The sequence below is a fragment of the Nostoc sp. DedQUE07 genome (assembly GCF_034530975.2).
GTDB lineage: Bacteria > Cyanobacteriota > Cyanobacteriia > Cyanobacteriales > Nostocaceae > Nostoc.
In genome coordinates this window covers 1-12644 of the sequence record NZ_JAVRCC020000097.1, presented here as the reverse complement: position 1 = coordinate 12644, position 12644 = coordinate 1, and the positions used below count along the sequence as shown (strand labels likewise).

The window sequence follows — 12644 nt, the reverse complement described above, 5'->3', positions numbered from 1 at the left end:
CCTACACCCTACACCCTACACCCTACACCCTACACCCTACACCCTACACCCTACACCCTACACCCTACACCCTACACCCTACCCCCAACACCCTGCCCAGACGAGCTTTCAGCTTTACAAGCGTGCCATTCACACACACCCAAAGCAGAAAATTGAACCCAAAAGAGAAATCACTATGACCCTGACAATGACACCCACTATTACTGCCTTTGAACGCTCGCCTGATGGCGGCAAGGGACTGGCGCGTGACATGCGCGTTCGCTGGGCGCTCGAAGAAGTGGGCCAACCTTACAACGTTCGTCTTGTTTCGTTCAGTGAGATGAAGCAACCCGCGCACCGTGCGCTTCATCCTTTCGGGCAAATTCCAACCTATGAGGATGGCGATCTCGCCCTGTTCGAGTCGGGGGCGATCGTGTTCCATATCGCGGAGCGCCATACAGGGCTGTTGCCAGACGATGCCAATAGTCGAGCGCGAGCGATCGCATGGATGTTTGCCGCACTTAACACGATGGAGCCGCCAATCGTTGATCGGGAAATGGCCACGTACTTAGAGCGTGATGAGGCCTGGTACGAGCAGCGCCTGCGTGTCGTCGAAGGCCGCATCCGTAACCGGCTCTTAGAACTTTCCAGTCACCTTGGAGATGCCGACTGGCTCGATGGTGCATTCAGCGCAGGCGACCTGATGATGGTGGAAGTGCTGCTCAGGTTGAAAGACTCGGGTATGCTGGACGACTATCCAAATCTCTCTACCTATGTCGCCCGTGGTGAAGCGCGGCCCGCCTTCAAGCGTGCTTTCGCCGCTCAATTAGCGGTTTTCACTCTTCAGCAACCGACTGGCTGACTAGCGCAAAAGAGAGATTTGACACTATTGCTCCTGCCCCCTGCCCCCTGCCTCCTATTTGTATCAACTTTAAAGTGAAACGGTATTACATGTAATGCCCATTGAGCATTAATGGTATCAGAAGCGGCGATCGCAGATAGGAAGATGATGTAGGTTTGCCCAAAAATTTATCCCTTGATGACCAAACCCCGGCATGAATTACGCAAACAATTGCAAACTGTTTAACTATAAGCATTTCAGCTTTACAAGCGTGCCATTCTCTACATAACTGATGTCGCCACCATTATCAGCAACTTCTAACCGGAGAATGTAGCTATCATTCTGCAACAGCGATGGGTCGAACTTACCCAGTACACTATTAGCGATCGTTAGAAGTTTACTTCCGGCCACTCCGGGTTAGCTTTGGCTACTTTTGCCGCACTGAAGTTTTAATTTAGTTGCTCTCGGATTTCGTGTTTGAGGAAAGTAGGTTGCTCTCCTTGATGCTTTTATGCAACTTTTAGTTACAAATATCAACCCCTAATTGCACAATTTTGGTTGATTTCAAGCACAGTAACTCAGCTAATGTACAGCCAAATATTTTACACAAAGCAGTAAGGACTTCTGGAGAAGCGTTTTTGACATCTGTATTTGTCTCCATCCTGTTCAAGTACTGGCGAGAAATATCTACTTCAAATTCAGTAAGCCTTTTGGATAAATTCAACAACGGTATATCGCCACGCAACTCACGCATTTTTTGCCCACGCGCAGCTGTCCATTTTATAGAACCTACTTCTGTCAGTGGTAACATCACGACCTCTTCCATATCTTCTCTACTTGCCATATTATGCAACTTCTAGTTTACAATCAAAATAATTTGTTGCAACTATTTGTAGCATAAATTGAGTCATTGCGATCGCACTGTGCCAGTTGCGCAAGTCCTGTAGTACTTCACTAATACCATTTCTATTTCGAATACAAAGCTTTCAGAACTGGATCAAAGTAATACTTCTGTACTATTGAAGGCGATCGCCTCCACGAGGTTACCAGTAATCTGACAACAGAGCGTGTTATTTCTTTAACTTCCTATGACTTTATTCTTGAAGCTCTTTTCTGTGCAGCTTCAATGTAAATTGATATCAGTATTCACGTAATTCTTCGATAATTCAACTGTCGGCTCCTAATTGCAACGATGTCTACGACGGGCTACGCCTACGCAATTGAAATTCACTCTTTAATGTATAGTCAAGGGAATGCCGTTATCTTTGGGTTTTAAATTGAGAATAAATGGAACAGCTTTCAATACCCAATCGGACACGGGTGTATAATTAGCAGCTTCTTCTCCAAAGCTAATAGAAAGCATATCTGTATGAATAATACCTGGATTGAGGGGTATAGCTGCCATACCAGTTGGCAATTCTTGTGCCAAAGAACGAGTTAATCCTTCTATTGCCCACTTAGAAGCACAGTATGGTGCTACTTGGGCTGAAGTCGAACGTCCCCAGCCAGAACTAAAGTTAACAATAATACCCCGTTTGTTTTTCACCATTGCTGGTACGAAATGGCGAATTATATTCGCTACTCCTTTGATATTGATATCTATAAGCTCAGAAAATTCTTCAGATGGTATTTCCCACAAAGGTGCTAGGTAATTAGTAATTGCTGCATTATTTATCACTATATCTGGCGGTGAATATTTTTGAAGTACGTCTTGGGCCCATTTTTTTACAAGTTGTTCATTTGCCACATCTACAGATGTGAAATCGTTGGTAGCACTAAACTTTTGGCGTATTTTATCGATAGCATCTGATGAACGAGCGCAACCAATAACAGTATGTCCCTGTTGAATAAAACCCTCGGTCATCGCATAACCTAGACCTTTACTTATGCCTGTAATTAAGATCAGCTTAGTCATATTATTCTGGTATTATTGGATTTCAGTTTTTTTCCGGTCGGTTTCGTGGAGGTAAGGTTCGTCCATCATAAAACTGAATAACTAACTTACTTAGTCCGATCCATGCTAGTGCAAAGATTAAGGGAGCTAGAGTTTCAATCACAACTATTACAACTGATGTTGTCTGAAAAAATAAAAGCATTGGAGTCCAAGCCAAAGCAAGTACTGCTGCAACTCCACTCCCAAATCTCAATCGCTCAATAATAGAAAGCGCCGAGCTACAACTGGCACATTTTTCCGTATGAGAATGATACCTCTCCAGCAGCACGGACTTTGCCAATGGGGGAGAAAAAGTCTCTTTGCCAAATGGTTCAGCGTTATATTGGTTTACCCACTGACGCAGTTCAAATACAAAACTATCTGCTTTGGTTGGAAGGTAAAAGGCTTTAGTAAAGTTCGGGCTACCTCCTTTAGCTTCAAGATACCTTTCCTGATAGTGGAGAAAAATTTGATCGTCTTCTAAAACGCCATTTTGTCCAATGTGGTAATACCAACGCGGTCTGAGCTTAATAAACCAACCTGGAAGTTTAGAAGGAAACTTAAAAGGAAAACGTGCAAATACACGACATTCTCCTTTACGTATGGGTGTAGCATAAACAACGGTTAGAATTCTGCCGCGCTGGGAGTTGATGTCGTGCCACATTAAACTTGGAGCGACGAAGGTTGTAGATAACTCTCCTGATTGCCCTGGTTTCAAACCTTGTTTCCAAATCCCTTTGAATCCATGTTTCCCAGATTCAATGACTTCAAGTTCCAGAGGTGCTGCATTTGCCCTATTTCCTACCGTTTTATGGTGTGTAAACGATATGTGGCTAGGGTCTAGTATATTTTCTAATAGGGTTAATGCATCATAAGGTACATCTCTAAATGTATTAATTACAACCCATCCTTCTGGAGATTCTTCTAATGGTTCAATTATTGGGACTTCGGTTTTGGCAGCATTTTCATATTCACCAACGTATACAAACAGTAGTCCTTGCTTCTCAATAGTTGGTAATGATGCCACACAAGCTCGTTTTGATGTCTCTGCTGTTCCACCTTCGACTTGTTGAGGAATCCTTTGACAATTCCCATCTCCAGAAAAACCCCAACCGTGATAGGGACATTCCAAAAGCCCATCGTCACTAATTCTGCCTTCAGACAACGGTGCTAAACGATGAGGACACTGGTCTTCAAAGCTTCTCCAAGATTGGGCAAGTCTATCCCACCAAATTACAATATCTCTTCCCAGCACTGTAAAAGGCGTTGGTTTTGATTTGTCTAAGTCCTCTAGGTAATGGATGGGATACCATGTTTCTTTACAATCAAAACTATTCGGATCGCTGCCGCCCCCAGGCTGTTTTGAGTGCAAACTATCTCTGACGTTAACTTCTTTCTCAAGCATTTTTGATGTTTATTAACTTTTATTGCCTACTCTAAGATTTATTTTAACTAGTATGAACATTGGCTGTATGGCGATCGCATTTCCATTTTTGATTTTATGAATAGCCACTAAAATGGCAGATAATATGCTATTAGTAAACACTGACAAGACAAGTTTCTCAATCCTTCCCTACGCCGAGAACTCTTACCCCATTATCAGGCTTAAACACTGACTGGAACAGGGAGAATACGACCCAAACCTGTGAGCTTGCGGAAAATCTGAGTCAATAAAATAGGCTCAGGTTTTTGAGGAAGCATTTTTATGGTTTCACGGACATATTGAAAGTCGTGACAGTGAGGCTTGAGGTCAACAATGCCGCATTCGGGGTTACTGTGACGGAAATTAGCTAGAAGATGAGCTTTCTGGCGAAGTAATCGCACTAATGTTATAAAATCGTGTTGCTCTCATTGCCGTTTGAATTTAGACTTGCTGTCTAGGTTTGCACTTTTGTGCATAGCTTGAAAACTGATCTCCAATTAAAATAGGTGCATACTTTAACGAGTAGAGTTAGGGATAAAAATTACAAAATATGAATCTCAAGATAAACCTGACAATTCAGGCGATGTGGAAAAGCTCATTTTAGCGGTTTCCTAACCCTGATTTTCCGTTAGCTATTTTCATTAACTTAGAGCTATTGATAATTAAGCTGTAAAAAAAGCCAAGCTTTTTCGAGGATTGAGGACTTACTGTGAAAAGTAAGCAAAATAAACACTGTAGAGTAAAAGATTTTTTGTAAAGCTTAAGGAAACTTTTAGTTTAAATGAACATAAGTAAAAATCCGGTAGAAGTAAGTTTGAAAAAAGATCGCACTTATGGACATTTACCAGTGGAGAAAAAACTGGGTATTCTTGTTGTCGATGACCATCAATTAATTTTGACTGGTACTCTTGATGTATTAAATCGAGAGTATCCCGAAGCTGCTATTGTTAAAGCTCAGACTAGAGAAGAGACACTTTATCAACTTCAACTTCATCAGTTTGACTTGATTGTGATGGATTTATCAATTCCCGATCGGCAAGGGAAGATAGCAGAAATTGATACCGGAATTAAGCTGTTGCAAAATTTGCTCAAAGAATATCCCCATCAAAATTTTATCGTGCAAACTAGTTATGTGAAGGCCTTGATCCGGATCAAACACGAGATTGATAATCATCAAGGTGGGTTTGCGATCGCAGACAAAGGATTACCTGAAAATGAAATGCTGATGCGGGTTAATTTGGCACTTCAGGGTGCAACTCACACCAAAGACATCAAAACGGGAATCGAACTCAAACCGGAATGGTTGGATGTGTTGCGGTTAGCTTTTGAAGAGAGTTTAACAGATAAAGCGATCGCCGATCGAATGTATAAATCAGAACGAGCAGTGCGGACTTACTGGACAAAGATTCAGGATGTTTTGGGTGTATATCCTGAAGACTGTAAGCAAAGTGGTAAGAATATGCGAATCCAAACCGAAGTTCGTTCCCGTGAAGAAGGCTTAATTGATTAATACGCAAAAAATTAATCTAGAAGCTAGATGAAAAAGAGAACCAGGAATCGCATTTGGAAAGAATTCAAGTTATGGTTGCTGGCTGTACGTCCAGGGATCGTAGTGCTGTTGTTGGTAATTTTGATCCGAATAATTGGAGGAATACAATCTTGGGAATGGATGCTGCTTGATACGATGCTACGTCTGCGTCCGATAGAAAACCCTGATGAACGTGTAGTAATTGTGGGTATCGACGAAAAGGATATTGAATGGGTTAAACAATATCCAATCCCAGATCAGAAGATTGCAGAGTTACTCACCAAGCTGGAAACTTATAAACCGCTAGCCATTGGGTTGGATATCTTCAAAAATGTTTCTGTAGAACCTGGTGGCGAACAACTAGCGCAGATATTACGAGCAAATTCTAATATTATTGGTATTGAAAAAATTTTACAGCCTGGAGAAATTTCACCACCCCAGAGCTTGCCATCCGAACGAGTTGGGTTTGTCGATTTACCTAATGATGAAGATAGCAAAAATCGACGCTATTTGTTGTATACGCCAAATCCTAAGAATATCAATGAAGATAAATATTCTTTAGCACTGCGGTTAGTTACTAAGTATTTAAATGCGAAAGGAATTGAGCCGCAAACTGGAAAAAATGACCCGAATACAATAAGATTCCGTGGGATTGAATTACCCCGAATTACCCATAATTTTGGCGGATATGTCAGGGCTGATGATGGGGGGTTGTCAATTTTGATGAACTTTCGCAACAGCGATCGACCTTTTAATATTGTTTCGCTGCGCGATATTCTCAACGATCGAGTTGATGCAGAACTGCTGCGCGATCGCATTGTCTTAGTTGGCAATCGCAATATGAGCGCGGGTGATATTTTTTATACTTCAGCTTTATCTAATTTAAAATTAAGCGGTCAAATTTATGGTATTGACTATCACGCTCATGTTATCAGTCAAATTCTTAGTAGCGTAATAGATAGCCGGACAATGTTGCATAGTTGGGGAGAGTTTGGAGAGTACACATGGATATTTGTTTGGGGGATTTTGTCGATCGTTATCGGACGGTTTACCGAATCTGCTCAAGCAAATTTACTGACTGTAACTGTAGCAGCATTTTGTTTGTTTAGCTGCGGGTATATGATGCTGTGGGTGTGGGGTGTATGGATTCCTGTAGCACCTAGTTTTCTGATATTAGCCGTGAATGGGTTAGGTTTAGGTGCTTTTTACCAGCATGATAAATTTTTGCGATCGCAAATTAAGGAACGTCAAAACACAATTCAACACACATTTACCGTAATTCATAATGGCCCTTTGCAAATTCTTGCTTATGGATTAAAGCATCTGCGTGCTAAAGATATTCCTTACGAACAACTGGTTGAGCAATTTGAAAAACTCGATCGCGAAATTCGTGAACTTGGCGATTTTCTCAAACTCGAAGCATTAACCACAGAAGAGAGCTTACGTTTAGGTAGCGGATTAATACTTGAATTGAAACGACCTTTGCATGATTTATTATATGAGGTTTACTCAAGTACATTAGAACGTAAAGATTTTGAACATTTTAAAACATTAAAAGTTAAAATTCGGAATTTTGAACCGATTGATGATAAATATTTAACTATAGAACAAAAACGGGGAATATGTCTGTTTTTAGAAGAAGCTTTATGTAATGTTGGTAAACACGCCCAAGGAGTCAAGCGAGTTCAAGCATCGGGTGTTTATAGTGCAAATAAATACAATTTATCTGTAAGAGATAACGGTTCAGGTATTAAATCAAAACTAGAGAATAAAGGCACAAAACATTTTAAAATGCTTGCTAAACAATTAGGAGGAGAGTTTCGCCGTGAATCGCTTTCTCCACGTGGGACTATATGTGAACTTCGTTGGAAACCTACAAAGGAATTTTAAGAAGGAATAAGGCGTTATATCATGTCTGCTAGATTACTTATTAAACCTGAAGAACCCCACCCCCAGCCTCTCCGGCTTGCAGGGAGAGGCTGGGGGTGGGGTGCAATGACTGTGGAAATCATAACTAATTATACGGACATGATATTAGTCGCCAGAATTCTTAATTCTTAAAAAGTTTTAGATAACCACACAATCAACAGCATTTACCATGAGTCATCAACATTTCGTATTTTGGGAAAATAAGGGCAGATTTACAAGCTTGGTTGTAGGAGTAGTTTTTCTTATGACCGCAGTCCCAGCATTTGCCGAGTTTAAACCACGCGATCGCAAACCAGCCAGCGACAATACCCGTGCAGGTGGTTCGCGTGGATGTTCAGCTAGCGGCATACCACTGACGCAGCTTGCACCTCAGACATTTATCGGTAAAACTGCTTCCACACGTCCAACCTTAGCTTGGTATATGTCAAGTTCTCAAAATGCGCGATTCCAACTGTATGAATTTGATTCACCCAAGACAGTTAAAAAAATTGGGCAAGTTAAAGAAATACCCACAACAGTTGGGATTAACAAACTAAAACTTCCCGTTGATTACCCCGAACTCACAGTCGGTAAAACATATTTATGGCAAATTGCAATTGACTGCGAAAACGACACGATTATTAGACGTGCAGAATTTACCGTTATCAATCCTCAATCACTTGCTAAAAATCGATTTACTAGCATTCCAGAAAGTATAAATTATTATACTGGAAATGAACTGTGGTATGAAGCATTAGAAGAAGCATTAAAAGCAACTGGTAATGCTAAATTGGGGCAAACTGGGGCAACTTTAGTTAAAGAACTTGCACAGTCAGAAATGCTGATTGGTAATGACGTAGATCAAAAAAATATTCAGCAACGAATTGAATACCTCCAGAAAATTGGCAGCGAAAAAATATAGCAGTTTTCATTTTGATGCAACACACTCTGACCTCACTCCAAACCTCTCTCCTTTTAGGAGAGAGGCTTTGAATCTTACTCCGCTTCCAGCAATAAAAGTTTTTCCGATCCCCTCTCCTAAGAGGCTACGGTGTACACATAAGTCTGAAATAGTTTACTCACTTGGTTTTTCATGTCAGTTTTACCCCACCCTAACCCTCCCCTTAGAAAGGCTACGGTGTACACACAAATCGAATTACCCCCCTTAGTCCCCCCTTTACAAGGGGGGAAACAAGAAAAACCCGGTTCCCTCCCCTTGTAAAGGGGAGGGTTAGGGTGGGGTAATTCGAGAACTGGTAGTAATTCGATAACTTGTGTGTACACCGTAGCCTTAGAAAGGGGAGGGAACTAGATTTCTTATTTCCCCCCTTTATAAGGGGGGATTAAGGGGGGTAATTTGACTTGTGCGTACACGGTAGCTCTTAAGAGAAGAGGGTTAGGGTGAGGTCTTTATTAAACAACTAAGAACCACTATAAAAATAGTAGGCAGAATAGAAATGGTAAAAACTTGGTCGATTGCTGTCACAGGATGGCTGGGATGCGTGGTAGGTATTGCAGTTTCTATTAATCCTGCTGTTGCTCAGTTAACTCCCGATAACAGCCTGGGAAAAGAGCGATCGCAAGTCATTCCTCTTAATACAAACAATGACCGCATTGAGGGCGGTGCGGCTCGTGGTGCTAACCTATTTCACAGTTTTCAAGATTTTAACGTGGGTGAAGGTCGAGGCGTTTATTTTGCCAATCCAGAAGGGATAACAAATATCTTTTCTCGCGTTACTGGTGGTAACTCATCAAATATTTTCGGGAAATTGGGAGTATTAGGTAATGCAAATTTATTTTTGCTCAATCCCAATGGCATTTTATTTGGGAAAAATGCCCAGTTAGATATGCAGGGATCATTTGTGGGGACAACGGCAAGTAGTATAAAATTCGCTGATGGTAGAGAGTTTAGTGCAACTACCCCTCAAAATACACCTTTGCTAACTATTAGCGTTCCTCTGGGCTTACAATTCGGGGTGAATCCTGGAAAAATCACAGTACAAGGATCAGGTCATAATTTAACGTACAATCCATCCACTGCTGGAACCATTAGAACTGATGTTCCTGGATTGCAAGTACAACCAGGGAAAACCCTTGCACTTGTTGGCGGTGACATAAATTTGGAAGGTGGAAATCTGAGGGCTGAGTCTGGACGAATTGAATTAGGAAGCATCGTATCACCGAGTTTAGTTAGCTTGACGCAAAATGATTCAGGTTTATCTTTAGGATATTCAGGTGTAAATGCTTTTGGAAATATCCAACTATCTCAAAAAGCCTCAGCTGATGTCAGTGGAGAGGGTGGAGGTTCTATTCAAGTACAAGCAGGGAAACTATCAGTACGTGATGGTTCATCGCTTTTGTCTATCACCACTGGTTCAAAACCTGGGGGAGAGTTTAATGTCAACGCTACCGAGTCAATAGAACTAATTGGAGAATCAACAGACAAAAATTTTGCCAGCAGCTTATATACAGAGTCTCAAGATGCTGGTTCCTCTGGAGAGTTAAACGTTAATACAGGAAAATTAATCGCTACAGATGGAGCTTATATTTCAACTTATATTGTATCTTCCGGTAATGGAGGAAATTTGAATGTCAAAGCTTCTGACTCTGTAGAATTGTTTGGCAGGGGTATATTTTTAAGTGGCTTTTATACAGGAACAAGTACTAGCAGTAGTGGAAATGCTGGAAATTTGAGTGTCGAAGCTAGAAGTTTGGCTATTAGTGGAGGTGCGCTACTTTTTGCCAGTAGCCCTGGAAAAGGAAATGCTGGAGATATTACAGTTAATGCTCAAACAATTAACTTAAGCAACCAAGGGACTATTAGCTCTGTCAAGAGTGGGCAGGGAAATGCTGGTAGTATCTCTATTAAAGTTCAAGATACTTTATCTCTAACTAACGGCAGTCGATTATCCAATTTTACGGTACCGGAAACGGTAGGTAATGGTGGAGATATTAATATCCAAACAGGAAAACTCTTTTTAGATAATGACTCTTATTTCACTGCTAGCACCAATGGACAGGGGAATGGTGGCAATATTATTATTCAAGCAGCAGACACTATTTCGATTGCAAACAAAAGTAATATTTTCAGTGTCGTTTCTAATACAGGTGTAGGTAATGCCGGGAATATTCGTATTCTTGCAGAGTCTTTTTCTTTAAGTGGAGAATCTTCTGTTTTCAACAGCAATCTTGGTGGAAAAGGGAATGCTGGCGATATCTCAATCAATACAAAAGAGAATGTTTCTTTCACAGATGGTTCTTTCTTGAGTGCTAGTACATCGGGTGAAGGTAATGCCGGAAATATTCGTATTCTCGCAGAGTCTTTTTCTTTAAGTGGAAAATCTTCCGTTTTCAACAGCAATCTTGATGGTAAAGGAAATGCTGGCAATATCTCAATCAATACAAAAGAAAATGTTTCTTTCACAGATGGTTCTTCCTTGAGTGCTAGTACGTCAGGTGTAGGTAATGCTGGGAATATCAAAATTCAAGCAGATGGTGCTGTGAAATTTTCTGGACGTAGTGAAAAACTTAGTAGCGGAATATTTAGCGGAGTGTTGGAAACTGGTATAGGTAACGGTGGTGATATTGAGATTTTAGCCCGTAGTTTTGAGCTATCTGATGATGCTGATTTAATTACATTGTCTAATGGTAAAGGCAACGCGGGTAACGTCTTTATAAGCATATTGGGTGACACAAAAATCAAAGATAGTAATATAGCAACAATTATTGACACAGAGGGAAATGCTGGTAAAATTGCAATTCGAGCAGGTGGTGATGTTTCTATTTCGGGAAAAAGCGCTTTGTCCTCCTTTCTTTACCGAAATGCAGTAGGTAAGGGTGGAGATATTGAAATTCAGGGGCGTAATTTTTCTTTAGCCGATGGCGCTGCTCTAAATTCCACTACTCTTGGTAGAGGCGATGCTGGAAATGTGCTAATTAATGCCACTGGCAACATTTCTTTCACAAATGGTGCTAACATCAATGCTGCGACATTTGGGCAAGGAAATGCAGGTAATATCACCGTTAATGCTGGCGGAAAATTCTCTCTTCAGGGGACAACTCCCAATGGTTTTAACTTTGACACTGGTATCTTTAGCATAGTCGGAATAGATGCAGGATTCACAGGTAAAGGTGAAGGCGGCAATATTAACGTTACAGCCCGTGATTTATCTCTTAATGGTGCAGCTTTATCTGCTAGTAGTCTGGGAGATGGAATTGCCGGCAATATTAATATTAATTCAAGTGCTGTAAGACTAGATAATAAAGCCGCTATTACTGCTGTGACTAACTCTAGTGATGGTGGAAATATTAACTTAACCGCTACAGATTTATTACTATTGCGTCGTAACAGCAATATCAGCACAACTGCGGGGTTAGCCAAATCAGGTGGCGATGGCGGTAACATCAATATTGACTCAAAATTCATCGTCGCCAGCCCCGAAGAAAACAGCGACATCAGCGCCGATGCATATACTGGTTCCGGTGGAAGAGTCCAAATCAATTCGCAAGGTATCTTCGGTATCGAAGCGCGGACAAAACCAACCGAAAAAAGCGATGTTACTGCAAGTTCTGAATTAGGTGTATCAGGTATAACAAATATTAACGCACCCGATACCAGTTACATTCAAAACAGCTTTACTGGATTATCCCCAAATGTCATCAATACTAATGCACTGATCGCTAATAGTTGCATTGTTCGCAGTTCAAAACAAAAGGGTACATTCTTCATCACTGGTTCTGGTGCTTTACGTAGTAGTCCGGGAGATGGATTAATTTCAATCTATTCTACAGGTGAAGTGCGTAATGTTGAATCAACATCGCAGGCTTGGAAAAAAGGCGATGCAATAGTTGAACCACAAGGGCTTTATCGACTTGCTGATGGCCGCTTGGTACTCAGTCGAGAATGCGATTAAAATATAGCGCTTCTGGGTTGAGTTCAATACAGACCTAACAAGAACAGTACTCATTTGTTATTTCGGGGTACTCATTTGTTATTTCGGGGTACTCATTTGTTATTTCGGGGTACTCATTT

Annotated in this window: 9 protein-coding genes; 5 read left to right on the top strand and 4 right to left on the bottom strand. The window is 41.1% G+C overall.

The features are described from left to right. Nucleotides 1–175: 175 nt before the first annotated feature. The gene (locus RMZ95_RS33610; RefSeq protein ID WP_409884493.1) at nucleotides 176–841 is read left to right on the top strand and encodes a glutathione S-transferase family protein; all 666 of its coding nucleotides are present in this window, start codon (nucleotides 176–178) and stop codon (nucleotides 839–841) included. 225 nt (nucleotides 842–1066) lie between these two features. Here the strand turns inward: RMZ95_RS33610 and RMZ95_RS33605 are convergent, their stop codons facing one another. The 4 genes from RMZ95_RS33605 to RMZ95_RS33590 all read right to left on the bottom strand — a co-directional run bounded on the left by RMZ95_RS33605 (nucleotide 1067) and on the right by RMZ95_RS33590 (nucleotide 4158). Continuing rightward, the gene (locus tag RMZ95_RS33605; protein ID WP_409884491.1) at nucleotides 1067–1231 is read right to left on the bottom strand and encodes a hypothetical protein; all 165 of its coding nucleotides are present in this window, start codon (nucleotides 1229–1231) and stop codon (nucleotides 1067–1069) included. A 109-nt stretch (nucleotides 1232–1340) separates the two neighbouring features. Next, nucleotides 1341–1664 carry a helix-turn-helix domain-containing protein gene (locus tag RMZ95_RS33600; RefSeq protein WP_409884489.1) on the bottom strand — a complete coding sequence of 108 codons (324 nt, stop codon included), beginning with the start codon at nucleotides 1662–1664 and terminating at the stop codon, nucleotides 1341–1343. 390 nt (nucleotides 1665–2054) lie between these two features. After that, complete coding sequence (locus RMZ95_RS33595) at nucleotides 2055–2735, bottom strand: SDR family oxidoreductase (protein WP_409884487.1); 681 nt, start codon at nucleotides 2733–2735, stop codon at nucleotides 2055–2057. 22 nt (nucleotides 2736–2757) lie between these two features. Next, nucleotides 2758–4158, bottom strand: coding sequence for a Rieske 2Fe-2S domain-containing protein (locus tag RMZ95_RS33590; protein WP_409884484.1), 1401 nt, complete (start codon nucleotides 4156–4158; stop codon nucleotides 2758–2760). Between the two features lie 799 nt (nucleotides 4159–4957). Here RMZ95_RS33590 and RMZ95_RS33585 point away from each other — a divergent pair. The 4 genes from RMZ95_RS33585 to RMZ95_RS33570 all read left to right on the top strand — a co-directional run bounded on the left by RMZ95_RS33585 (nucleotide 4958) and on the right by RMZ95_RS33570 (nucleotide 12525). Next, the gene (locus RMZ95_RS33585) at nucleotides 4958–5686 is read left to right on the top strand and encodes a response regulator transcription factor (protein ID WP_322672392.1); all 729 of its coding nucleotides are present in this window, start codon (nucleotides 4958–4960) and stop codon (nucleotides 5684–5686) included. Between the two features lie 27 nt (nucleotides 5687–5713). Beyond that, a complete protein-coding gene (locus tag RMZ95_RS33580) occupies nucleotides 5714–7594 on the top strand; it encodes a CHASE2 domain-containing protein (protein WP_409884482.1) in 1881 nt (626 codons plus the stop codon). A 283-nt stretch (nucleotides 7595–7877) separates the two neighbouring features. Next, nucleotides 7878–8534 carry a DUF928 domain-containing protein gene (locus RMZ95_RS33575; RefSeq protein ID WP_409884480.1) on the top strand — a complete coding sequence of 219 codons (657 nt, stop codon included), beginning with the start codon at nucleotides 7878–7880 and terminating at the stop codon, nucleotides 8532–8534. A gap of 535 nt (nucleotides 8535–9069) precedes the next feature. Then, nucleotides 9070–12525, top strand: a complete 3456-nt coding sequence (locus RMZ95_RS33570; protein WP_409884478.1) for a filamentous hemagglutinin N-terminal domain-containing protein — start codon at nucleotides 9070–9072, stop codon at nucleotides 12523–12525. The last annotated feature ends 119 nt before the right edge of the window (nucleotides 12526–12644 follow it).

What these genes read in the sequence shown, in the direction of transcription:
- RMZ95_RS33610 (WP_409884493.1), top strand. Translation starts at nt 176, where the DNA reads ATGACCCTGACAATGACACCCACTATTACTGCCTTTGAACGCTCGCCT.
- RMZ95_RS33600 (WP_409884489.1), bottom strand. Translation starts at nt 1,664, where the DNA reads ATGGCAAGTAGAGAAGATATGGAAGAGGTCGTGATGTTACCACTGACA.
- RMZ95_RS33595 (WP_409884487.1), bottom strand. Translation starts at nt 2,735, where the DNA reads ATGACTAAGCTGATCTTAATTACAGGCATAAGTAAAGGTCTAGGTTAT.
- RMZ95_RS33590 (WP_409884484.1), bottom strand. Translation starts at nt 4,158, where the DNA reads ATGCTTGAGAAAGAAGTTAACGTCAGAGATAGTTTGCACTCAAAACAG.
- RMZ95_RS33585 (WP_322672392.1), top strand. Translation starts at nt 4,958, where the DNA reads ATGAACATAAGTAAAAATCCGGTAGAAGTAAGTTTGAAAAAAGATCGC.
- RMZ95_RS33580 (WP_409884482.1), top strand. Translation starts at nt 5,714, where the DNA reads ATGAAAAAGAGAACCAGGAATCGCATTTGGAAAGAATTCAAGTTATGG.
- RMZ95_RS33575 (WP_409884480.1), top strand. Translation starts at nt 7,878, where the DNA reads ATGACCGCAGTCCCAGCATTTGCCGAGTTTAAACCACGCGATCGCAAA.
- RMZ95_RS33570 (WP_409884478.1), top strand. Translation starts at nt 9,070, where the DNA reads ATGGTAAAAACTTGGTCGATTGCTGTCACAGGATGGCTGGGATGCGTG.